A 22,074-nucleotide genomic window follows, 5' to 3' on the forward strand; every position below is an offset into this window, starting at 1 on the left:
TGGTGCGCCCGGAGAGATTCGAACTCCCGACCGCCTGGTTCGTAGCCAGGTACTCTATCCAACTGAGCTACGGGCGCGTCAACAGGAGCGGAATTATGCGGATGCAGGCCGCATTCGTCAACGCTTTTGTGAAGGCCTTCACTCCAATGAATGAAAAAGCAGGTCGGCCACGGCCTGCGGGGACTTCATCCAGGCGAAGTGATCGGCGCGCGTGCCAAGGGCGGCAGCCGACAGCACGGCCAGCGTAGCGTCGACCTGGGGCAGCTTGGCCAGCAGGCCCTGCATCGAGCCCTTCGGGGCCAGCCAATCGTCTGCCATCACCACCGCAGTGGCGCGCCCGCGCAGCCGGCGCAGGCCGGCTTCCAGGTCCTGCGCAATGCCGGCGCCCGCGTAATGGTTGTTCAGCCCCACCTTGGCCCAGTCGCCGATCAGCCCGCGCGCTTCGGTGCCGCCGAAGCCGAGCCGGCGACCGTGCAGTACGCCCTGGCGTTGCGCCAGCCATGGCAGGAAGCGGTAGATCAGCGGCAGCGTCCAGCCGCGCGGGGCCGGGAAGGTGCGCCAGTAGGGCGTGCCGCTGGCAACCAGCCACAGCCGCTGGACCTGCGCGGGATGCTGGCCGGCCAGACAGCAGGCCAGCTGCCCGCCGAGGCTGTGGCCGCCGAGGATGGTGTCGGCGGCGGCGCTACCTTGCAGCGCGGCCAGGCTGGCCGGAAGGTCCGTTTGCAGGATCTCCCGATAGCCCCAGTCCTGCGTGCGCGACGGGCGCAGGCTGCTGCTGCCGTTGCCGCGCCACTCGTGCAGGTACACCGCCACGCCGTGCGCGGCCAGCGCCTCGGCCAGCGGCAGGTAATGGCGCGCGGCCACGCCCAGTGCCGGCAACCACAACAGTCGCGCGCGCGGCCGTGCCGGCACCCGGGCCAGCAATTCGAAGCGATGGCCATCGGTGGCGGTGACCGGCAGGGCGTGCGCATCGATCATGCCTGGCGCGCCGCGCCGAAGTGGTCGATCACCAGTACCTCGCTGCGGCCCGGGTAATAACCAGCGTGCAGGCCACGAGCGACGTAGTCGATCGCCGCCTCGCAGGCGTTGGGCAGCGACAGTCCCTGGCACAGCTGTGCGGCGATGGCCGAGGCCAGCGTGCAGCCGGTGCCGTGCGCATCCACCGGCAGCCGCGTGTGGATGAATTCTTCGCGGGTCACACCGTCGAAGTAGCGGTCGATCACGCGGCTGCCTTCGTCCAGATGACCGCCCTTGAGCAGTACTGCGCCGGCCCCCAGCTCGAGCAGGGCGTCGGCGGCGTCCTCCGCATCCTCGGCGGTGACGATGCGGCGGCCAAGCAGCAGCTCGGCTTCCGGGATGTTGGGCGTGAGCAGGGTCGCCAGCGGGATCAGGCGCGCGCGCATCGCCTCCAGTGCGTTTTCCTCCAGCAGCCTGGCGCCGCTGGTGGCGACCATCACCGGATCGAGCACCACGTGGGGTGGGCGGTGCTTTTCCAGTGCGTCGGCGACCAGGTCGATCACCTCGGCGTTGGCCAGCATGCCCAGCTTCACCGCATGGATATCAAAGTCGGCGAAACAGGCATCGATCTGCGCCTGCAGGAAGTCCAGTGGCGGCACGTGCACGGCGGTGACGCCACCGGTGTTCTGCGCGGTCAGCGCGGCGATCGCGGACAGGCCATGCACGCGATGGGCGGCGAAGGCCTTCAGGTCGGCCTGGATGCCGGCGCCACCGCCGGAATCGGAGCCGGCGATGGTCAGGGCGGAAACGGGGCTGGAAGGTGTCATGCCTCGATTGTGCAATGTTTGCCGCGGCATTGCTGCCGCGCCCTCAGTGCGCCCGCAGCAGGGCCCATTGGCGGTACAGCACATAGCCCAGGCCGGTGCCGCCGGTCAGCAGGGCGGGGGCGAGCAGGGCATCATAGCCGAAGCGCAAAAACAGCCCGGCGCCGATCACGCCGCCGGCCAGGAAGCCGCTGACGATCAGCCCGCTCAGGGTCAGCCGTCGGACCGGCAGCGGCAGGCCGCGCAGCAGGTGGCCCAGGCCGATGCCCAGGTCGGTGAACATGCCGCTGAGATGGGTGGTGCGTACCACCGCGCCGCTGAAGGTGGTCGCCATGGCGTTCTGCAGGCCGCAGGCCATCGCCGCGGCCAGTGCGCCCCATATCTGCTGCTGCTTGAACAACGGGATCGCGACCAGCAGCAACAGCGATTCCAGCGCTAGTACCACGCCATAGCGCCGGCCCAGTTGCAGGCCGCTGTCCTGGATGATGACCCCGCTGAGCGTGGCGCCCGCGCAGAACGCGATCAGCAGCCCCCACAGATGGCCGACCACGCGCCAGTCGCGCTGGGCGAGCGCCATGCCGAGCTGGCTGGTGGTGCCGGTCATGTGGCTGACCGCCTGGTGCTCGAACCCCAGGAAGCCGACCACGTTGACCATCCCGGCCACGCACGACAAGGCGATGGCGCCGATCCAGACCCAGGTGGGCAGGCGGATGCTCATCGGGCTGGCACGGGCGTGGCCACGGCCGGTCAGGGGCCGTCGATGGCGCCGTTGAACCGCACGTCGGTGAACTGCGCACTGGCCGGATCGAACACCGCGCCCCAGAACTGCGCGCCACCATCGCAGACCCGGATCGCTTCGCGGGCCGGATCGATGTCGGCGTCATCGGGTAGATGGAAGGCATTGAGGTAGATCAGCTTGCGTCCGCTCATTTCGATGCCGACGTACTGGCGGTCGAAATCGGCGGCTTTGGGCACCTGCGCCTCCAATGTCGGCAACGCGGCCTCCAGCTGTTCAACTTCCTTGCGGCTGGGCGCCCAGTAGCCGGTCACGCGCCCGGCCTCGCGGCCGGGACTGTCGCGCGAGCAGGTATCCAGGACCTGGGCGGCGACCAGCGGTCGCGTCACCACCCAGGACTGGCCGGTCTTGATCGCGGTCGGGACGCTGGCGCCCGGCCGCGTATTGGCGGGCGTGCAGGCCGCCGCCAGCGCGGCGAGCGCCAGCGGCAGGACGGCACGTAACAGGGAACGGTTCACAACACCTCCGACGCGTAATCGGCCAGGCGCGAGCGTTCGCCACGGCGCAGCGTGACATGCGCGCTGTGCGGCCAGTTCTTGAAACGGTCCACCGCGTAGGTCAGGCCCGAGGTGGTCTCGGTCAGGTACGGGGTGTCGATCTGTTCCACGTTGCCCAGGCAGACGATCTTGGTGCCGGGGCCGGCACGGGTGATCAGGGTCTTCATCTGCTTGGGGGTGAGGTTCTGCGCTTCATCCAGGATCAGGTAACGCGACAGGAAGGTACGCCCGCGCATGAAGTTCAACGAGCGGATCTTGATCCGGCTGGCGATCAGGTCGTTGGTCGCCGCACGGCCCCACGCGCCGCCTTCCTGGGTATGGGTGAGCACTTCCAGGTTGTCGGTCAGCGCGCCCATCCACGGCGTCATCTTTTCTTCTTCGGTACCGGGCAGGAAGCCGATGTCCTCGCCGACGCTGACCGTGGCGCGGGTCATGATGATTTCCCGGTAGCGTTGCTGATCCATGGTCTGGGCCAGGCCGGCAGCGAGCGCGAGCAGGGTCTTGCCGGTGCCGGCGGTGCCGAGCAGGGTGACAAAGTCGATCTCCGGGTCCATCAGCGCGTTGAGCGCGAAGTTCTGCTCGCGGTTGCGCGCGCTGATGCCCCACACCGCATGGCTGCCGTGGCGGAAGTCGTTGACCAGGGCCAGGGTGACCTTGTCGCCCTCGACCTTGGCCACGCGCAGTTCCACTTCATCCTCGCCGGGCAGGTAGGCGTACTGGTTGGGGTGCCAGTCCTCGTCTTCGCTGGCGATGATTTCGTAACTGGTACGGCCCTTGTCGCTCCAGCTGCGCAGGTTGTCGGTGTGCTTCTTCCAGAAGTCTTCCGGCAGCTCGGTGGCGCCGGTGTAGAGCAGGCTGAAATCGTCGAGCGCGCGGTCGTTCTCGTAGTCTTCCGACACGATGCCGGCGATCGCCGCCTTGATCCGCAGGTTGATGTCCTTGGACACGAACACCACCGGAATCTCCGGCACCTGCTCCTTCAGGGCCAGGATCGCGCCGAGGATGGCGTTGTCGGGAATCACCGCGCCGAAGCTCTTGCCCGCTTCGAAGTGGCTGGTCTGGAAGCGCAGCAGGCCCACGCTCTGCTTGCCGCGCAGCTGCAGGCCGTTGGGACGCTGCAGTGGAATGCCATCGGCCAGGTTGTCCAGGCCCGAGGCCTGCACCAGCTCATTGAGGAAGCGGCTGACCTGGCGCGCATTGCGACTGGCTTCGGTGGTGCCCTTCTTGCCGTTGTCCAGCTCTTCGATCACCTGCATCGGCAGGTAGACATCATGCTCCTCGAACTTGAACAGCGCGGTCGGATCGTGCATGAGCACGTTGGTATCCAGAACGTAGATGCGCTTGCCTCGGGTCATCGTCATTTCCTGGTGGCAGAACAGGGACAAGCCATCACAGCCTGCAGGGCAGGGTGATGGCCATTGGGGGGTGCAGGTTGGTCACTGGGTTTTCGCGGCCTTCAGGGCTTCAAGGACGGTGTCTGCGTGGCCGGCCACCTTGACCTTGTGCCACGCCTGCACGATACGACTGTCTGGCGAAATCAGGAAGGTGCTGCGCTCGATGCCGCGTACCTGCTTGCCGTACATGTTCTTGAGTTTGATCACGTCGAACGCGGCGCACAGCGCTTCGTCGCCATCGCTGATCAGCGGGAAGGCGAAACCCTGCTTGGCGCAGAAGTTGTCGTGGGATTTGACCGAGTCGCGGGAGACGCCGAACACGCGCGCACCCAGGCCGGTGAATTCGGGCAGCAGGGCGTTGAAGTCGATGCCTTCGGTGGTGCAGCCGGGGGTGCTGTCCTTCGGGTAGAAGTACAACACCAGCCACTGGCCGGCCAGATCGCCGAGGGTGGTGTGCTCGCCGCCGGACAGGGCCAGCGGCAGTGCGAGGGTGGTGCTGTCCAGGGTGTCGCCGTCGTTCATGGGTTCCTTTCCGGATCCTGGGGTCGTGCCATTACAACTGCATGAAACCTCGCGCGCCCGTGACGAACGCGCGAAAGATCAGAACTTCATCGGATCCATGATGGCATCCAGGTTCAGATGGTCGCAGAATTCCAGGAAGTCATCGCGCAGTGCAGCGATGTGCATGTTGGCCGGCACGCCGATGGTGACCTGCGCGGAGAACATTTCCGCACCGGTCTGCATGGCGCGGTATCGGGTGCTTTGCAGGTTCTCGATGGTGATGCCCTGGCGGTCGAAGAAATCGGCCAGCTGGAACAGGATGCCGGGCTTGTCGGCGGCGATCACCTCGACGATGTAGGGCAGCAGGTTGGACTGGGCCTGTTTGGCACCGGTGCGGTACCACACCAGCTTCAGCCCTTCCTCGCGCTCGAGCCGGGTCAGCATCGCTTCCAGCTTGGCCACCGCATCCCACGAGCCGGTGGCCAGTGCGGTCACCGAAACATCGCGGCCGACGGTGGCCAGGCGGGCATCGACCAGGTTGCAGCCACTGTCGGCGATACGCCGGGTCACGGGCAGCAGGGGGGACTCCGGATGCGTCGTATAGGCGTTGATCAGGAGATGGTTTTCGGTCGGCGCAGGCCGCGGCGTGGTGTCGGTCAAAGTGGTTCCGGGTAATGCAAGCTGAGTCTGAACGGCGCCGGCGACGGCGCGTTCGCCGGAGTCCAGCATACTTGCCCGTGCTTTCGACCCGCAAGTAACATGCAAAGTACATCCGGCCGGCGTTTACCCTGGCCGGGCTTCCCCCCTCATGCGAGCATCGCGTCCTTGTCTCTTTCAGGTCTCATCACCGCGCTGGCCACGCCTTTCCAGGCCAATGGCGCCTTGGATCCCGACGCTTGGCAGCGTCTGCTGCACCTGCAGTTGGAGGGGGGCGTTCACGGAGTGGTCGTGGCCGGTTCCACCGGCGAGGCGGCGACCCTGTCCGATGACGAATACGACCAGTTGCTGCGCAGCGCGGTCAAAACCGTGGCCGGGCGGGTGCCGGTGCTGGCCGGCACCGGGCTGTCGGGCACCGCCAAAACCATCGAGCAGACCCGCCGCGCCGCGGCCAACGGCGCCAGCCACGCGCTGGTGGTGACCCCGCCGTACGTGCGCCCGACCCAGGCCGGGCTGATCGCGCACTACCGCGCGGTGGCCGACCAGGGCGGCCTGCCGGTGATCCTGTACAACGTGCCCGGCCGTACCGGCTGCGACATGCTGCCCGAGACAGTGGCCGCGCTGGCCGCGCACCCGAACATCGTTGCGATCAAGGAAGCGGTTGGCGAGACCGGTCGCGTGCAGGCGCTGCTGGCCCTGCGTTCGGCGGACTTTGCCGTCCTCAGCGGCGATGACGGCACCGCCGCGCGCTCGATCCTGTCCGGCATGGACGGGTTGATCTCGGTCGGCTCCAACGCGCTGCCCGGCGCCTACCGGCGCATGTGCGACCTGGCTGCGGCCGGCGAGCGCGACGCGGCCGAGGCCTGGGATGCGCGCCTGCAGCCCTTCCATGAATTCTGCGGCGTGGAACCCAATCCGATCCCGGTGAAGGACCTGCTGCGCCGGATCGGCATCGGCCACGGCCTGCGCCTGCCGCTGTTGCCCTTGTCTGCGGCCCACCAGGCCGCTGCCGAACACCTTGCCACCGACATCGGTGCGCTCGAAGCACTTTCCAACCACTGATGACAGTGGTCACCCAGGAGATTCCCATGCGTCAATCTGTTTCCGCCATCCGCGTGCTGTCCTTTGCCATCCTGGCGACGGCCACCCTGGTCGGCACCACTGGTTGCTTCAAGCGCGGCGCCAAGGGCGATTACGCGCTCGCCCCGGAAGTGCGTCCGCTGGAAGTGCCGCCGGACCTGAACGCACCGGGCGGCGCCCCGGCTGCGGCGGTGCCGGTGCTGGCCTCGCAGGCCGCCAAGCCGGCCCCGGCCGCCGCTGCTGCTGCACCCCAGGCCAATACCGGTGGGTTCACCGTGTCCGGCGGCAAGGACGAGGTGTTTGCCAAGGTGGGGACGGCGCTGGAGTCGGTGGAAGGCGTGAAGGTGGCCAGCAAGGCCCAGCTGCTGGGTTCCTACGATGTGGCCTATGAAGGCAGCGACTTCCTGGTCCGCGTGGTGGCGGTGGAAGCCGGTGCCTACATCTCGGCCGTGGACCCGCGCGGCCTGCCGGCCACCGGCGCCGCCCCGGTCAAGCTGCTGGGCGAGCTGAAGGCCAAGCTGGCCCCGTAAGGGGAATGGGGGTAGCTACCGACCGTCGGTCGGTAGGCTGCCTGCCTGGCAGGCACGCCCTGCATGGTGTCTCTGTCCGATGCTGATGGCGTTGGAGCGCAGCCGGCCATGCGATGCAAACAAGAAGGGCGCCCATGGCGCCCTTCTTCGTACCCGCAGAGCCGTTGGAAGACTCAGCGCTCCAGCAGCTTCAGCTTGTCCGGCTTGCCGTCCCATTCGCCAGCGTCGGCGGGCGGGTCCTTGCGCACGGTCAGCACCGGCCAGGCCTTGGCCAGTTCGGCGTTGAGCGCAACGAAGGCTTCCTGCCCGGCCGGCACGTCGTCTTCGGGGAAAATCGCGTTGACCGGGCATTCCGGTTCGCACAGGGTGCAGTCGATGCACTCGTCCGGGTCGATCACCAGGAAGTTCGGGCCTTCATGGAAGCAATCCACGGGGCACACTTCCACGCAATCGGTGTGTTTGCACTTGATGCAGTTTTCGGTGACGACGAAAGGCATGGCTGGATCTGGATCCGACAGTAAGCCGGACAATTCTAGAACAGGTTGGTCCGTGGCGCGGGATCGGATCGTGCCTGGAACCCGGAAATGCCCCTGGCGCAAGGCTCAGGACCAGCGGAAAGGGCGCTCGGGCAGGCCGGCGATGCCGGTTTCCAGCGCAAATACACCGCCCGCGCCCGGGCTGGCCGCCAGTTCGGCGTCGGTGTGGTCGAGCCGGGAACTGGTGACCATCAACTGCCGCAGCGAGGGCCCGCCGAGTGCGACGCAGGTGGGGTTGCGCACCGGCAGCAGGACGACCCGGTCGACTTCGCCGTCGGGTCGATAGCGCACCACGCGGGAGGCCCGCCACTGCGCGTTCCAGAGGCCGCCTTCGGCATCGACGATGGCGCCATCGGGCTCCCAGCCCGGATCGGGCAGGGTGGCGAACAGGCGGGGTGGCCCGCAGTGCGCACGCTCGGCATCGTAGTGGCAGCACCACAGCGCCGGGCGCACCGAATCGCAGAAGTACATCATGGTGCCGTCGGCGCTGAAACAGATCGCGTTGGGGATCACCACGGCGGGCAGGTTCAGCTCGCGCAGGCCGTGCCGCATCGAGAACTGGTAGTAGCGGCCGAGCGGCGCACGCGCGGGATCCTCGCTCATGGTGCCGAACACCAGGTTGCCGGCGCGATCGGTACGGCCGTCATTGCTGCGCGTGTCGGCGACCTCGGGCTGCACATCGGCCAGCCATTCCAGCGGCGGTGCGTGGGCATCGCCGTCGCGGTCCAGGTCCAGGCGCTGCAGGGAACCGGCCAGCGCGATCAGCAGGCGGCCGTCTTCCCCCTCGGCCAGGCAGCCGGGGCGGTCGGGCAGCAACCAGCTCCGGTGGCTGCCATCGGCGCTGCGGTACTGCCACAACCGGCGCTCACTGATGTCCACCCAGAACAGGCACTGCCGCCGTGCCGACCACAGTGCGCCTTCGCCGTGGGTGCAACGGCTGTCGACCAGCAGCGGAACATTAGCGGCAGCGGTGGGCGGTGCGGCGACGGCATCGGACATGGGGCAGGCTCACCACGGCAGGGGCGTTGCATTGTGCCACCGGCCCGATCAATGCCGTATGCGCCGGGCTGCCATGTCCAGGCCATGCCGCAGTGCACGATTGCAACACCGTCGACGTCCGGGCCAAGATGCGGATGACTACCGATGGACAATCGGGGGTGGGGCTGTGTCGAACAGCCCCCTTCCCACTGGCCCCGCAGATCGTCCGGCCCTGGTCCAGGGCCAGGCGCGGCAGCGTAGCGGCCGGCAGAAAGGTAGGAGAACCTGATCAACCAGTACCCGCTGCGCTGACCCGACGTCCCCTTCCGACCCAGGAATCACCATGCCCAGTGCTTCGCTCAGCAGTACCTCCGCCGGCAGCGGCGAGAACACCGGCTTCATCGTCCTGATCAGTTGCGTGGCCACCATCGGGGGCTTCCTGTTCGGGTTCGACAGCGGCGTGATCAACGGCACCGTCGATGGCCTGAAGGATACCTTCCAGTCCAGTTCGGCCGGGATCGGCTTCGAGGTCGCCTCGATGCTGCTGGGTTGCGCGATCGGTGCGTTCTTCGCCGGCCGCCTCGGCGACCGGCTCGGCCGCCGCGGCGTGCTGATCATCGCCGCGGTGATGTTCCTGTTCTCCGCGCTGGGGGCCGGTGCGGCGCACAGCTCCACGGTGTTCATCCTCGCCCGGGTGATCGGCGGCTTCGCCGTCGGTGCGGCCAGCGTGATGTCGCCGGCCTACATCGCCGAGGTCGCCTCGGCCCGCTATCGCGGGCGGCTGGCCACGGTGCAGCAGATCGCGATCATCAGCGGACTGTTCTGCGCCTTCCTGAGCAACTATCTGCTGGCCAAGGCGGCCGGGGCCTCCACCCAGGAGCTGTGGTTGGGGCAGGAGGCATGGCGCTGGATGTTCTGGATGCAGGCCGTTCCCTCGCTGCTGTTCCTGTGCCTGTTGCTGGTGATCCCGGAGAGCCCGCGTTTCCTGGTGGTCAAGGGGCGCCGTGGCCAGGCCCTGGCGGTGCTCACCCGCCTGTACGGCCCGGCCGAAGCGCAGACCAAGATCGGCGAGATCGAGGGCTCGCTGTCCCAGGACCAGCACCGCCCGACTTTCTCGGACTTGATCAGCAAGGCCACCGGCAAGCTGCGCCCGATCGTCTGGATCGGCATCGGCCTGGCCGTATTCCAGCAACTGGTCGGCATCAACGTGGTCTTCTACTACGGCGCGGTGCTGTGGCAGGCGGTGGGCTTCTCGGAGAACGACGCGCTGCTGATCAACGTACTGTCCGGTGCGCTGAGCATCGGCGCCTGCCTGATCACCGTGGTCCTGATCGACCGCATCGGGCGCAAGCCGCTGCTGTGGGTCGGATCGGTCGGCATGGCGATCTCGCTGGCGCTGGTCACCCTGGCCTTCGCCAGCGGCTCGCTCGATGCCGGCGGCAAGCTGCAGCTGACCGACCGCATGGGCGTGCTGGCGCTGGTGGCGGCCAACGTCTACGTGATCTTCTTCAACATGTCCTGGGGCCCGGTGATGTGGGTGATGCTGGGCGAGATGTTCCCCAACCAGATCCGCGGCTCGGGGCTGGCGGTGGCAGGGGCGGCGCAGTGGACCGCCAACTTCGCCATCACCGTGTCCTTCCCGATCCTGCTGGCCAGCATCGGCCTGGCCGGGGCCTACGGCATCTATACGGTCGCCGCGGTGATCTCGGTGTTCTTCGTGCTGCGCTTCGTCAAGGAGACCAAGGGCAAGGAGCTGGAGCAGATGGAGGGCTGAGCCGCTTCCGACGCGGTCGGAGCGGGCGGCAGGCCGGGCCAGGGGAGGATGCTCCCCGGGCCATGCCTGGCAGGGCAGGCGCCACGGGCCCGGGCCCGGAACGCAAAAAACCCCGCCGTGGCGGGGTTTTTGGCTTTCTGCACCGCGACTGGTGCTCCCTAGGGGACTCGAACCCCTGTTTTAGCCTTGAGAGGGCCACGTCCTAACCATTAGACGAAGGGAGCATGCTTTGTCGCGAACTGCGCAGCGCGCTAGTATATGGACCTAGATGCCATTGGGCAATCCCGAAAACTCAACCGGAAGCGCCAACATCAATTCCTCTGCTACATCACCGTTCAGCCTGCGCGTGATCCCGCGCGACCAGCACACCATCTCCCGCAAGGACATCAGCCCCAACGCACTGCGCGTGTTGTACCGGCTGCGCGATTCCGGGTTTGCGGGCTACCTCGTCGGCGGTGCCGTGCGCGACCTGCTGGTCGGCGGCAACCCCAAGGATTTCGACGTGGCCACCGACGCCACCCCCGAACAGGTCAAGGCACTGTTCCGCAACTGCCGTCTGATCGGGCGCCGCTTCCGGCTGGCGCACGTGGTGTTCGGCCGCGAGATCATCGAAGTGGCCACCTTCCGCGCCAACATCGACGATGGCAGCGGCGACCGTGAGATGGAAAACGGCATGCTGGTGCGCGACAACGTCTACGGCAGCATCGAAGACGACGCGATCCGCCGCGACTTCACCTGCAACGCCCTGTACTACGCGATCGAGGATTTCTCGGTGCGCGACTACACCGGCGGCTTCGAGGACGTCCAGGCCCGTCTGATGAAGTTGATCGGCGACCCGGAAAAGCGTTACCAGGAAGACCCGGTGCGGATGCTGCGCGCGGTGCGCCTGGCCGCCAAGCTCGGCTTCCAGATCGACGATGCCAGTGCCGAGCCGCTGCCGCGCCTGGCCGGCCTGCTGGCCGAAGCGGCGCCGGCGCGCCTGTTCGAGGAAGTGCTCAAGCTGTTCCTGTCCGGGCGCGGCGTGGCCAGCTTCGAAGGCCTGGAACGCTACGGCCTGCTGGATGTGATGTTCCCGGAAAGCGCCGCGGCGCTGCGCAGCAACCGCAGCGGCGCATTGCGCCGGATGGTGATCGAAGGCCTGCACAACACCGACCTGCGCGTTGCCAACGACGAACCGGTCTCGCCCTCGTTCCTGTTCGCGCTGCTGCTGTGGCCGGCGTTCTGCCGCGCCCTGGCCAGCCTGCAGAAGCAGGGCGTGGCGCTGGAAGAAGCGCAGCGGCGCGCCGCCGACCGGGTCACCCTGCACCAGCTGACCACCATCGCGCTGCCGCGCCGGTTCTCGCTGCCAATGCAGGAGATCTGGCTGCTGCAGGGCCGCTTCGGCTCGCGCCAGCGCAAGCGGGTGATCCGCACCCTGACCCATCCGCGCTTCCGCGCCGCCTACGATTTCCTGGTACTGCGCCAGGTCGCCTCCAGCGAGCATGCGGCCGACGTCGAATTCTGGCGCGAAGCCCAGCTGCAGTCCGGCCCCGAGCTGGATTCGGCGCTGGACGCCGCACGCGAAGAAGGCGAGGGCGAAGACGGGGCACCGCGCAAGCGGCGTCGGCGCCGGCGCCGTCCCGGTGGCGCTGCGGGCGAGTAAGCGGTGACCCTGGCCTGTATCGGACTGGGCGCCAACCTGGGCGATGCCGCGCAGACCCTGCGCGCGGCGTTCGCCGCGCTGGCACAGCTGCCGGGCAGCCGCCTGCAGTCGCAGTCGCAGCTGTACAGCACGCCGGCCTGGGGCAACCCGGACCAGCCGGCGTTCGTCAACGCCGCCGCCGTGCTGGATACCACGCTGCCGGCGCCGGAGCTGCTCGAGGCGCTGCTGGAGATCGAGCGCCGCTTCGGCCGCGTGCGCGACCCGGCCGCGCAGTGGGGGCCGCGCACGCTGGACCTGGACCTGCTGCTGTACGGCGAGGCGGTGATCGACCTGCCACAGCTGCAGGTACCGCACCCCTATCTGCATGAGCGCGCCTTCGCGCTGCTGCCGCTGGCCGAGATCGCGCCGGAGGCGGTGATCCCGGGGCACGGCCGGGTGCGGGATGCTGTGATGCGGGTGGAGGCCAGCGGGATCGCGCCAATAGGAGGATAATGCGCCGCTTATCGCCACCGGTTATCAGCTCATGAGTACCCACGCAGACAGCAAGCCCTGGACCGTCCCCGCCTTGGCGCAGGCCAAGCGCAACGGGCAGAAGCTGGTGATGTTGACCGCCTACGATGCCGGCTTTGCGCGCAGCTTCGATGCCAACGGGGTGGACCTGATCCTGATCGGCGACTCGCTGGGCATGGTGGTGCAGGGGCACGATTCCACCCTGCCGGTGACCACCGACGACATGGTCTACCACACCCGCGCGGTGGCCCGCGTGCTGGAACGCGCGCTTCTGGTGGCCGACCTGCCGTTCGGCGCCGACGCCACCCCCGAGCGCGCGCTGGATGCCTCGCTGCGCCTGCTGCAGGCCGGTGCGGAGATGGTCAAGATCGAAGGCGCCGGCTTCAAGCTGGAAGTGATCCGTTACCTGGTCGAGCGCGAGATTCCGGTGTGTTCGCACCTGGGCCTGACCCCGCAGTCGGTGCTGCGCCTGGGCGGGTACCGGGTGCAGGGCCGCGGCGACGCCGCCGCCCAACTGGTGGACGATGCCAGGGCGGTGGTGGCCGCCGGCGCCAGCCTGCTGGTGCTCGAATGCGTGCCGACCCCGGTCGCCGCCGAGGTCACCGCTGCCATTGACGTGCCCACCATCGGCATCGGCGCCGGCCCGCAGTGCGACGGCCAGGTGCTGGTACTGCACGATTTCCTCGGCCTGGACAGCGGCCACCGCCGGCCCAAGTTCGTCAAGGATTTCCTTGCCGAAGGCGGTTCGGTGGCCGGCGCGGTCCGTGCCTACGCCGACGCCGTGCGCGACGGCACCTTCCCCGACGCAGAACACGCCTACGCCTCATGATCGACACCATCACCGAACTGTCCCGCCTGCGCGCCGTGGTCAACGGCTGGAAGCGCGAGGGCCTGCGCGTCGCGCTGGTCCCCACCATGGGCAACCTGCATGCAGGCCACTATTCGCTGGTCACGCTGGCGCGCCAGTATGCCGACCGGGTGGTCTCCAGTGTCTTCGTCAATCCGACCCAGTTCGGTCCCAACGAAGACTTCACCCGCTATCCGCGCACGCCCGAAGCGGACACCACCGGGCTGGAGCAGGCCGGCTGCGATGTGCTGTGGCTGCCCACGGTGGAATCGATGTATCCGTTCGGGGTGGAGCTGGCGGCCAGCGTCAACGTGCCCGGCATCAGCGGGCTGCTGGAGGGCGCGCACCGCCCCGGGCATTTCGACGGCGTGTGCACGGTGGTCTCGCGCCTGTTCAACCAGGTGCAGCCGGACGTGGCCGCCTTCGGCAAGAAGGACTACCAGCAGCTGGCAGTGATCCGCCAGATGGTGGAAGACCTGGCCTTTCCGATCCAGATCGTCGGCGGTGACATCGTGCGCGAAACCGACGGCCTGGCGATGAGCTCGCGCAACCAGTACCTCAACGAGCAGCAGCGGTCGGTGTCCACGCGCATCCACCAGGTGCTGCTGGGCATGCGCGAAGGCTTCATCGCCGGCAAGACCCGCAGCGCGATCGAAGCCGACGCCACCGCGGCGCTGCAGGCGGCCGGCTTCCAGGTCGACTACGCGGTGCTGCGCCTGCCGGACCTGTCCGAGCCGGCCGACGCCAATGACGGCACCCGCGTGGCGCTGATCGCCGCCCGGATCGGCAGCACCCGCCTGATCGACAACCTGGAGTTCTGAGGGGCCGCCCCGGACACCCGATGAACGAACGACCGATACCGCTGGCCGCGCTCGACGATGACCGCGCCGTGGAGATGCTGCGGGTATGGATCGCCGGGCGTGGCCTGCATTGCTCGATGAAGGTCGGCCTGCAGGAACAGACCCTGGGCATCGCCGAAGAACGGGCCTGGGGGATGATCCTGGCCGACACTTCCCGCCAGCTGGCCGAGGGCATCGCCGGCCTGCATGGCAGCGCCGACCCGGAGCAGCGGCTGCAGGCGATCGTCGGCCATTTCCTGGCCGAGCTCGGGCAACCGGCCGCGGCAGCGACCGGCGTGGCGGGCGACGGCGACGGCTGACCGGGTCGGTTCGCCCCGGCCCAGGCCCGGCGAGGGTTGCGCGCCCGGGGTGGCTGAACGGCCGGCAGCGCCGGGCGGGGCGGGCGGCAGCTGCCGCCGATCCGGTGGGTGCTAGAATTTGCCTTTCCTTTACCGTTGTCCCGTTGCCATGCATCTGTCCCTGCTCAAGACCAAGATCCACCGCGCCACCGTCACCCACTCCGAGCTGAACTACGAAGGTTCCATCGCCATCGATGACAACCTGCTGCAGGCCACCGGCATCCGCGAGTTCGAACAGGTGCATATCTGGGACGTCACCAATGGTGCGCGTTTCTCCACCTATGCCATCCGTGCCGACGCCGGCAGCGGCGTGGTCTCGCTCAACGGTGGCGCCGCGCGCCACGTGCAGGTGGGCGACATCATCATCATCGCCGCCTTCGCCAGCATGAGCGAGCAGGAAGCTGACAGCTTCAAGCCGAAGTTGGTATACGTGGACGGCAACAACCAGATCTCCCACACCAACGACAGCATCCCGACCCAGGCCGCATGACACAGACCAACGGATTCGACCCGCTCCACTCCCATGCCCAGCGCCTGCGCGGCGCGAGCATCCCTTCGTTGATCGCCGCCGAACCGGGCCGCGCACAATCGCTGGGGCTGCGGGTCGGTCCGTTGTACGTCAATTTCGCGCGGCAGAAGTACGACCGCGCGGCCTTGGACGCACTGCTGCAGCTGGCCGCCGCGCGCGATGTCGCCGGCGGTTTCCAGCGCCTGTTCCGCGGTGAAACGGTCAATCCGACCGAAGGCCGCGCCGCACTGCATACAGCCCTGCGCGGCGACCTCAGCGGTGCGCCGGTGGCCGGCGAGGCCTTCGCCACCGCCGCCGGGGTGCGCGCGCAGATGGGCCAGCTGGTCGGCGCGCTGGAAAAGACCGGCGTCACCGATATTGTCAGTGTCGGCATCGGTGGCTCCGACCTCGGTCCGCGACTGGTCGCCGATGCGCTGCGCCCGGCCAGCGGCGCGCGTTTCCGCGTGCATTTCGTCTCCAACGTGGACGGCGCGGCGATGCAACGCACGCTGGCCGCGCTGGACCCGGCCACTACCGCCGGCATCCTGATTTCCAAGACCTTCGGCACCCAAGAGACCCTGCTCAACGGGCAGATCCTGCACGACTGGCTGGGTGGCAGCGAACGCCTGTATGCGGTCAGCGCCAACCCCGAGCGTGCCGCCCAGGCCTTCTCGATCGCCGCCGGCCGCGTGCTGCCGATGTGGGATTGGGTGGGCGGGCGCTATTCGCTGTGGTCGGCGGTCGGTTTCCCGATCGCACTGGCGATCGGCTTCGAGCGTTTTGAACAGTTGCTCGAGGGCGCCGCGCAGATGGACCAGCACGCGCTCACCGCGCCGCTGGAGCAGAACCTGCCGGTGCTGCATGCGCTGACCGATATCTGGAACCGCAACCTGCTCGGCCACGCCACCCACGCGGTGATGACCTACGACCAGCGCCTGGCGCTGCTGCCGGCCTACCTGCAGCAGCTGGTGATGGAAAGCCTGGGCAAGCGCGTGCAGCTGGACGGCAGTCCGGTGGCCAGCGATACCGTGCCGGTGTGGTGGGGCGGTGCCGGTACCGATGTGCAGCACAGCTTCTTCCAGGCCTTGCACCAGGGCACCAGCGTGATCCCGGCCGACTTCATCGGCTGCGTGCGCAACGATGACCCCTATCTGGTCAACCACCAGGCGTTGATGGCCAACCTGCTGGCGCAGACCGAAGCGCTGGCCAACGGCCAGGGCAGCGACGATGCGCACCGCGACTACCCCGGCGGCCGCCCGAGCACCCTGATCCTGCTCGATGCGCTCACCCCGCAAGCGCTGGGCGCGCTGATCGCCATGTACGAACACGCCGTCTACGTGCAGTCGCTGATCTGGAACATCAACGCCTTCGACCAGTTCGGGGTGGAGCTGGGCAAACAACTGGCCAGCCAGCTGCTGCCGGCATTGCAGGGCCAGCCACATGCGATCACCGACCTGGTGACGCTGGAACTGCTGGACCGATTGAAGAGCTGAGGGAGACCGCACCATGAACCAGGACACCGCTTCCAGCCGCCCCACGCCCGACCAGGCCGGGCATCCCGATCATCCGATGTACCAGCAGATCCGCCAGGGCGTGGCCGCGATCGACGCCCAGCACGGTCGCAGCTTCGACCAGGCCAGCGAGCGGCTCACCGCCAGCCTGCTGCCGTTGGCCAAGGAGAGCGGGTTGACCCGCGTCGACCACGTGGTCCTGAGCCAGCAGGGCACGCATGCCAAGCCGGGCGAGAACGTCTTCGTGGTGCAGGGCGCGCTGGACGACCCGGCCCACCTGCGCGCGCACATGCGCACCGAACAGGCCGTGGAAACCCCGGTGGCGGCCTCGTTCGAACGGGTACAGGCCGTCGACGGTCAGGCCCAGGCCCGCCAACGCAGCGAGCAGCAGCTGCCGCAGAATCCGCAGCACGCCCCGCATTCGCAGGGCTGAACGGCCGGGGCTGCCGCTGTTGCCGCGGCAGCCCGGTTACGGGCGTTCCGGGCTCGGCCGCTTGGCCAGCTTGCGCTGCAGCGAACGCCGGTGCATGCCCAGCAGGCGCGCAGCGGCCGATACATTGCCGCCGGTTTCGTGCATGGCCTGCTGGATATGCTCCCACTGCAGGCGGCTGATCGGGGTCATCGCATCGGGCGGTTCCAGCTCGCCGTCATCGGCCGGGCCATCGTCCTCTTCGCCAAGCGCACGCAGGATCATCGGCACCGTGGCCGGCTTGGGCAGGTAGTCGTCGGCGCCGAGCTTGATCGCCTCCACCGCGGTGGCGATGCTGGCATAGCCGGTAACCAGCAGGATCCGCATGTCCTCGCGCAACGCGCGCAGCGGCTGGATCAGCGACAGGCCCGATTCGGCACCCAGCTTCAGGTCGATCAGCGCATAGGCCGGCGGCTGCTGGCGGGCCAGCAGCAGCGCCGAGGCGATATCGCTGGCGGTCACCGTTTCCAGGCCCTTGCGGGCCAGGCTGCGCTGCAGCGTGCGCAGGTACAGTTCGTCGTCGTCGACCAGCAGGCCATGGCTGGCCGCAGACGGGGAGGGCAGGGTCATGCGGAAGTCTCCGGAGACGAAAGCGGCAGGCGGAAGCCGACGCGGGTACCGGCACCACTGGCCGGGCGCATCCACAGCTCGCCGTCCAGGCGCTCGATGGTGGCATGGGACAGGGCCAGGCCGACGCCCATGCCCTGGCTCTTGCCGCTGTTGAACAAGGTGCCGGGCAGCACGGCCTGGCGCGCGTCGAAGCCGTGGCCGTAGTCGCGGACTTCGCCGACCAGGTGGTCGCCTTCGATGCGCACGCTCAGGTCCACCTGCGGGCGCTCGGCTTTTTCGCCGGCGTCGGCGGCATTGTTGAGCAGCACCATCAGCAGGTGGCCGATGCCCGGGTCCAGCGGCAGGGTCAGCGGCGCATCGTCGTTGCGCTTGAGCGTGATGGTCGGGCGTACCAGCCGCCATTGTTCCAACACCTGCGGCAGGGTCACCCGGTCGCGCCCCGGCGCATCGCCGGCAGCCGGCCGGGCCAGCGCCAGCACCCGCTCGCGGCACTGCACCAGCAGTTCGCGCAGGGTTTCCACGTCGTCGCGCATTTCGCTGCTTTCGCTCTGGTCGGCGATGTCGTCGGCCAGCAGGGTCATGGTCGCCAGCGGGGTGTTCAGTTCATGCGCCACCGAGGCGGCGTGGGTGGCCAGGGCGACGATGCCCTCATTGCGCACGAAGCGTTCGCGCAGCATCGCCAGTTCGTGCTCGCGCTGGCGCAGGGCGATCGCCAGCCGGGTGGCGAACACCAGTACCACGGTGGCCGACAGCAGGAAATTGCAGACCACGCCCCACTGCTGCATCTGCGCGCCGGTGAAGTAGCCGCTGGGCAGGGGCAGGCCGAAGATGCCGCTGGCCGCATAGCCGATCAGGCAGGCTGCGGCCACCGCCAGGGTCCAGCGCAGCGGCAGGGCCAGCGCGGCCAGCGCGATCAGGATCAGGAACAGCGAACCGAACGGGTTGGCGATGCCGCCGCTCCAGCCCACCATCCAGGTCAGCACGATCACATCGACCAGGATATGCCCGAAGGCCGTCAGCGGCGCGGTATCGTCCCCGTCCACGCGCAGCTGGGCGTACAGGTTGAACAGCGCCAGCACCGCCACCCCCGACCACAGCGGCCACTGCGGCAGCTCCAGCCCCAGCACCCAGCTGGCGACCAGGATGGTGGTGGCCTGGCCGGCCACGGCCAGCCAGCGCAGGCTGCACAAGGTGCGGAGGAAGGGGGCGTCGGTACCGGTCATTGCGCACATCCTATGCGCTCGCGGCGCGGCCTGCCTGCGACAATCGGCCGCATCGGCGGCGGCCGCCCCGGGAGGGCCGCCCAAGATGAGTGCCAACCAACGGTTGGCACCTACCGGCGCGCCGGGCGCGCTAAAATGGCCCGATGCACGACGCCGTCAGCCAACCGACCCAACCTTCCGACACCACCGTGTGGGCCCGCCGCCAGACCCAGTCCGTCCGTATCGGCGGCGTGGTCGTAGGGGGAGGCCACCCCGTGGTGGTGCAGTCGATGACCAACACCGACACCGCCGACATCGCCGGCAGCGTCAAGCAGGTGGCCGAACTGTGGCGGGCCGGCTCGGAAATGGTGCGCTTGACCGTCAACAACCCCGAGTCGGCGGCGGCGATCCCGCGGATCGTGGAAAAGCTGCAGATGATGGGCATCGAGGTGCCCCTGATCGGCGACTTCCACTACAACGGCCACCAGCTGCTGACCCAGGAGCCGGCCTGCGCGCAGGCGCTGGCCAAGTACCGGATCAACCCGGGCAACGTCGGCTTCGGCAAGAAGAAGGACACCCAGTTCGCGCAGCTGATCGAGTTCGCCATCCGCTACGACAAGCCGGTGCGGATCGGCGCCAACTGGGGCTCGCTGGACCAGTCGCTGGCCGCACGGCTGATGGACGAGAACAGCCAGCGCGCCCAGCCCTGGGATGCCGGCCGGGTGCTGCGCGAGGCGCTGATCCGCTCGGCGCTGGATTCGGCGCATACCGCCGTGGAGCTGGGCCTGCCGCGCGACCGCATCGTGCTGTCGGCCAAGGTCAGCGGCGTGCAGGAACTGATCGCGGTGTACCGCGACCTGGCCCAACGCTCGGACTTCGCCCTGCACCTGGGCCTGACCGAGGCCGGGATCGGCAGCAAGGGCATCGTCGCCTCCTCGGCGGCGCTGGCGGTGCTGCTGCAGGAAGGGATCGGCGACACCATCCGCATTTCGCTCACTCCCGAACCGGGCCAGTCGCGCACCGCCGAGGTGATCGTGGCCCAGGAACTGCTGCAGACCACCGGCCAGCGCGCCTTCACCCCGCTGGTTACCGCCTGCCCGGGCTGCGGGCGGACCACCTCGGAGTTCTTCCAGGAACTGGCCAAGGTGGTGCAGAACCACGTGCGCGGGAAAATGCCCGAATGGAAGATCAGCCACCCCGGCGCGGAGAACATGACCCTGGCGGTGATGGGCTGCATCGTCAACGGGCCGGGCGAATCGCGCCACGCCAACATCGGCATCTCGCTGCCGGGCACCGGTGAAACCCCGGCCGCGCCGGTGTTCGTCGACGGCGAAAAGACCGTGACCCTGCGCGGCGAGAACATCGCCCAGGAGTTCGTGGCGCTGATCGACGACTACGTCGAACGCAAGTATGTCCGCAGCGTCGGATAAACCGACGGTGCTGGCCGCGCCCGAGCCGGCGGCCGGGTTCCGCCGCTGGATGGGGCACAACGCCTGGCGCCTGGCGCTGCTGTTCGTGGGCGTGCTGCTGCCGCTGGCCGGCTTTGTGGCCCTGGCCGATGAAGTGCACGAGCTGGAGGCGCTGTATTTCGACGCGCCGCTGCTGTGGACGCTACACGATCTGCATGCGCCGGGCCTGGACCGGTTCTTCGTGCTGCTGTCCAAGCTGGGCTATGAGTGGTTCCTGATTCCGGCCGATGTGCTGATCGTGGCCGCGTTGCTGTGGCGCCGGCGCTGGCGTGAGGCCAGTTTCGTGGCGATCTGCTTTGTCGGTTCGGCGCTGCTGAACGTGGGCAGCAAGCAGTTCTTCCAGCGCGACCGGCCCAGCCTGTGGGAATCGATCGCGCCGGAAAGCACGTTCAGTTTCCCCAGCGGCCATGCGATGGGCTCGATGACGCTGGCCATCACCGTGGTGCTGCTGGCCTGGAACACGCGCTGGCGCTGGCCGGTGCTGGTGCTGGCGCCGTCGTTCAGCCTGCTGGTCAGCGTGTCGCGGGTCTACCTGGGCGTGCATTACCCCTCCGACATCCTGGCCGGGTGGTGTGCGGCACTGGTTTGGGTGGTAGGGTGCTTCCTGGTCATGTTCCGCCGCCGGCATCCCTGGGGAGACCGGACGTAAGCGGGACGGGGCGTCAGGCGTGCCGAAAACGGCAGGGCGTCCCAGGATTCCGATAGGCCATGTAAACCGATAAGGCCTGGGGTGAAAGGCATACGGGAAGGGGCAAGACAGCAGGGTGTGATGCGGGCACCAGAACGCGGTGACAGGGGGCGGTGTTCCTTGTTATCGCGCTACCCCGCCGCTAGGCTTGCCCCGTTCGCAGCGTTTGATGAGGTGCGTGGATGACGATTCGAGTGTATCTGGTGGACGATCATGCGCTGGTGCGAACCGGCATGAAGATGATCCTGTCCAACGAGACCGATATCGAGGTAGTCGGTGAAGCGGACTCCGGCGAAGACGCGTTGCCCGACATCCGTCAGCTGCGCCCGGACGTGGTGCTGTGCGATCTGCACCTGCCGGGCGTGAGCGGCATGGAAGTCACCGAACGCGTGGTGCGCGGCGACCACGGCACGCGGGTGGTGATCGTATCGGTGCTGGAAGACGGCCCGATGCCCAAGCGGCTGCTCGAGGCCGGCGCGTCCGGCTATATCGGCAAGGGCTGCGATGCGCAGGAACTGCTGCGCGCGGTACGCGATGCGGCGCTGGGCCGGCGTTACCTGGGCAGCAGCATCGCGCAGAACCTGGCGTTGTCCAACGTGGAAGGCAGCCAGTCGCCCTTCGATTCGCTGTCGCCGCGCGAACTGGAAGTGGCCTTGCTGCTGACCCAGGGCCTGCGCCAGGAAGACATCGCCAAGCGCTTGAGCCTGAGCGCCAAGACCGTCAACACGCACAAGGCCCGCCTGTTCGAGAAGATGGGCATCCACGACAACATCGCGCTGGCACGCATGGCCAGCCAGTACGGCCTGGTGGATCCGGCGCGGCCGATGTAGATCCCGCTGCCGCACCCCATGAAAAAACGCCCGGGCATGCCCGGGCGTTTTTCGTTGCGGCAACGTACCGGCAGAGCCACGCCATGCGTGGCTGCCCGCCGATACG

At 68.2% G+C, this 22,074-nt stretch carries 25 protein-coding genes and 2 tRNA genes; 14 read left to right on the top strand and 13 right to left on the bottom strand.

Annotated features, from left to right (window positions below):
• The 8 genes from IC535_RS16370 to IC535_RS16405 all read right to left on the bottom strand — a co-directional run bounded on the left by IC535_RS16370 (position 1) and on the right by IC535_RS16405 (position 5,698).
• Positions 1 to 77, bottom strand: a tRNA-Arg gene (locus IC535_RS16370).
• 61 nt (positions 78 to 138) lie between these two features.
• On the bottom strand, positions 139 to 978 hold the full coding sequence (locus IC535_RS16375; RefSeq protein WP_228887552.1) for an alpha/beta hydrolase family protein: 840 nt from the start codon (positions 976 to 978) through the stop codon (positions 139 to 141).
• Positions 975 to 1,784, bottom strand: a complete 810-nt coding sequence (thiD, locus tag IC535_RS16380) for a bifunctional hydroxymethylpyrimidine kinase/phosphomethylpyrimidine kinase (protein WP_228887551.1) — start codon at positions 1,782 to 1,784, stop codon at positions 975 to 977. The genes IC535_RS16375 and thiD overlap by 4 nt, the downstream gene beginning before the upstream one ends.
• 43 nt (positions 1,785 to 1,827) lie before the next feature.
• Positions 1,828 to 2,499, bottom strand: a complete 672-nt coding sequence (locus IC535_RS16385; RefSeq protein ID WP_228887550.1) for a YoaK family protein — start codon at positions 2,497 to 2,499, stop codon at positions 1,828 to 1,830.
• Between the two features lie 29 nt (positions 2,500 to 2,528).
• A complete protein-coding gene (locus IC535_RS16390; protein ID WP_429000411.1) occupies positions 2,529 to 3,035 on the bottom strand; it encodes a hypothetical protein in 507 nt (168 codons plus the stop codon).
• Positions 3,032 to 4,429 carry a PhoH family protein gene (locus tag IC535_RS16395; RefSeq protein WP_228887549.1) on the bottom strand — a complete coding sequence of 466 codons (1,398 nt, stop codon included), beginning with the start codon at positions 4,427 to 4,429 and terminating at the stop codon, positions 3,032 to 3,034. The genes IC535_RS16390 and IC535_RS16395 overlap by 4 nt, the downstream gene beginning before the upstream one ends.
• An 81-nt stretch (positions 4,430 to 4,510) precedes the next feature.
• Positions 4,511 to 4,990, bottom strand: a complete 480-nt coding sequence (locus IC535_RS16400) for a peroxiredoxin (RefSeq protein ID WP_228887548.1) — start codon at positions 4,988 to 4,990, stop codon at positions 4,511 to 4,513.
• Between the two features lie 78 nt (positions 4,991 to 5,068).
• On the bottom strand, positions 5,069 to 5,698 hold the full coding sequence (locus IC535_RS16405; protein WP_429000410.1) for a glycine cleavage system protein R: 630 nt from the start codon (positions 5,696 to 5,698) through the stop codon (positions 5,069 to 5,071).
• Positions 5,699 to 5,794: 96 nt separating this feature from the next.
• Here IC535_RS16405 and dapA point away from each other — a divergent pair, with 96 nt between their 5' ends.
• On the top strand, positions 5,795 to 6,688 hold the full coding sequence (dapA, locus tag IC535_RS16410) for a 4-hydroxy-tetrahydrodipicolinate synthase (RefSeq protein ID WP_228887547.1): 894 nt from the start codon (positions 5,795 to 5,797) through the stop codon (positions 6,686 to 6,688).
• A 26-nt stretch (positions 6,689 to 6,714) separates the two neighbouring features.
• Positions 6,715 to 7,236, top strand: coding sequence for a hypothetical protein (locus IC535_RS16415; protein WP_228887546.1), 522 nt, complete (start codon positions 6,715 to 6,717; stop codon positions 7,234 to 7,236).
• Between the two features lie 173 nt (positions 7,237 to 7,409).
• Here IC535_RS16415 and fdxA read toward each other — a convergent pair whose 3' ends face one another.
• The gene (gene fdxA / locus IC535_RS16420; RefSeq protein WP_228887545.1) at positions 7,410 to 7,733 is read right to left on the bottom strand and encodes a ferredoxin FdxA; all 324 of its coding nucleotides are present in this window, start codon (positions 7,731 to 7,733) and stop codon (positions 7,410 to 7,412) included.
• A 105-nt stretch (positions 7,734 to 7,838) separates the two neighbouring features.
• Positions 7,839 to 8,771 (bottom strand): SMP-30/gluconolactonase/LRE family protein, encoded by a 933-nt coding sequence (locus IC535_RS16425; RefSeq protein WP_228887544.1) that lies wholly within the window; start codon positions 8,769 to 8,771, stop codon positions 7,839 to 7,841.
• A 322-nt stretch (positions 8,772 to 9,093) separates the two neighbouring features.
• Here IC535_RS16425 and IC535_RS16430 point away from each other — a divergent pair, with 322 nt between their 5' ends.
• A complete protein-coding gene (locus tag IC535_RS16430) occupies positions 9,094 to 10,524 on the top strand; it encodes a sugar porter family MFS transporter (protein ID WP_228887543.1) in 1,431 nt (476 codons plus the stop codon).
• Positions 10,525 to 10,673: 149 nt separating this feature from the next.
• Here the strand turns inward: IC535_RS16430 and IC535_RS16435 are convergent.
• Positions 10,674 to 10,748 (bottom strand) — tRNA-Glu (locus IC535_RS16435).
• A gap of 50 nt (positions 10,749 to 10,798) precedes the next feature.
• On the opposite strand from IC535_RS16435, the gene pcnB reads away from it, so the two are divergent.
• The 8 genes from pcnB (at position 10,799) to IC535_RS16475 (ending at position 17,173) form a co-directional block, all read left to right on the top strand.
• Positions 10,799 to 12,166: a polynucleotide adenylyltransferase PcnB gene (pcnB, locus tag IC535_RS16440; RefSeq protein ID WP_429000412.1), complete on the top strand. Its 1,368-nt coding sequence runs from the start codon at positions 10,799 to 10,801 to the stop codon at positions 12,164 to 12,166.
• Between the two features lie 3 nt (positions 12,167 to 12,169).
• Entirely contained in the window at positions 12,170 to 12,658 is a 489-nt protein-coding gene (folK, locus tag IC535_RS16445; RefSeq protein WP_228887541.1) for a 2-amino-4-hydroxy-6-hydroxymethyldihydropteridine diphosphokinase, read from the top strand.
• A 31-nt stretch (positions 12,659 to 12,689) separates the two neighbouring features.
• On the top strand, positions 12,690 to 13,505 hold the full coding sequence (gene panB / locus IC535_RS16450) for a 3-methyl-2-oxobutanoate hydroxymethyltransferase (RefSeq protein WP_228887540.1): 816 nt from the start codon (positions 12,690 to 12,692) through the stop codon (positions 13,503 to 13,505).
• Positions 13,502 to 14,344, top strand: coding sequence for a pantoate--beta-alanine ligase (gene panC / locus IC535_RS16455; protein WP_228887539.1), 843 nt, complete (start codon positions 13,502 to 13,504; stop codon positions 14,342 to 14,344). Before panB ends, panC begins: the two co-directional genes overlap by 4 nt.
• 20 nt (positions 14,345 to 14,364) lie before the next feature.
• Positions 14,365 to 14,682, top strand: coding sequence for a DUF5076 domain-containing protein (locus IC535_RS16460; RefSeq protein WP_228887538.1), 318 nt, complete (start codon positions 14,365 to 14,367; stop codon positions 14,680 to 14,682).
• Positions 14,683 to 14,830: 148 nt separating this feature from the next.
• Entirely contained in the window at positions 14,831 to 15,211 is a 381-nt protein-coding gene (panD, locus tag IC535_RS16465) for an aspartate 1-decarboxylase (protein ID WP_228887537.1), read from the top strand.
• Positions 15,208 to 16,722 carry a glucose-6-phosphate isomerase gene (pgi, locus tag IC535_RS16470; RefSeq protein ID WP_228887536.1) on the top strand — a complete coding sequence of 505 codons (1,515 nt, stop codon included), beginning with the start codon at positions 15,208 to 15,210 and terminating at the stop codon, positions 16,720 to 16,722. Before panD ends, pgi begins: the two co-directional genes overlap by 4 nt.
• A 13-nt stretch (positions 16,723 to 16,735) precedes the next feature.
• Complete coding sequence (locus IC535_RS16475) at positions 16,736 to 17,173, top strand: XVIPCD domain-containing protein (RefSeq protein WP_228887535.1); 438 nt, start codon at positions 16,736 to 16,738, stop codon at positions 17,171 to 17,173.
• Positions 17,174 to 17,209: 36 nt separating this feature from the next.
• Here the strand turns inward: IC535_RS16475 and IC535_RS16480 are convergent, their stop codons facing one another.
• Positions 17,210 to 17,779 (bottom strand): response regulator transcription factor, encoded by a 570-nt coding sequence (locus tag IC535_RS16480; protein ID WP_228887534.1) that lies wholly within the window; start codon positions 17,777 to 17,779, stop codon positions 17,210 to 17,212.
• Positions 17,776 to 19,002: an ATP-binding protein gene (locus tag IC535_RS16485; RefSeq protein WP_228887533.1), complete on the bottom strand. Its 1,227-nt coding sequence runs from the start codon at positions 19,000 to 19,002 to the stop codon at positions 17,776 to 17,778. The genes IC535_RS16480 and IC535_RS16485 overlap by 4 nt, the downstream gene beginning before the upstream one ends.
• 143 nt (positions 19,003 to 19,145) lie before the next feature.
• On the opposite strand from IC535_RS16485, the gene ispG reads away from it, so the two are divergent.
• The 3 genes from ispG (at position 19,146) to IC535_RS16500 (ending at position 21,968) form a co-directional block, all read left to right on the top strand.
• Complete coding sequence (gene ispG, locus IC535_RS16490; protein ID WP_228887532.1) at positions 19,146 to 20,411, top strand: flavodoxin-dependent (E)-4-hydroxy-3-methylbut-2-enyl-diphosphate synthase; 1,266 nt, start codon at positions 19,146 to 19,148, stop codon at positions 20,409 to 20,411.
• Positions 20,392 to 21,099 carry a phosphatase PAP2 family protein gene (locus tag IC535_RS16495; RefSeq protein ID WP_228887531.1) on the top strand — a complete coding sequence of 236 codons (708 nt, stop codon included), beginning with the start codon at positions 20,392 to 20,394 and terminating at the stop codon, positions 21,097 to 21,099. The genes ispG and IC535_RS16495 overlap by 20 nt, the downstream gene beginning before the upstream one ends.
• Before the next feature lie 221 nt (positions 21,100 to 21,320).
• Positions 21,321 to 21,968, top strand: a complete 648-nt coding sequence (locus IC535_RS16500) for a response regulator (protein WP_228887530.1) — start codon at positions 21,321 to 21,323, stop codon at positions 21,966 to 21,968.
• Positions 21,969 to 22,074: the final 106 nt, after the last annotated feature.

The sequence above is a fragment of the Stenotrophomonas rhizophila genome, from assembly GCF_020857975.1.
GTDB lineage: Bacteria > Pseudomonadota > Gammaproteobacteria > Xanthomonadales > Xanthomonadaceae > Stenotrophomonas > Stenotrophomonas rhizophila_C.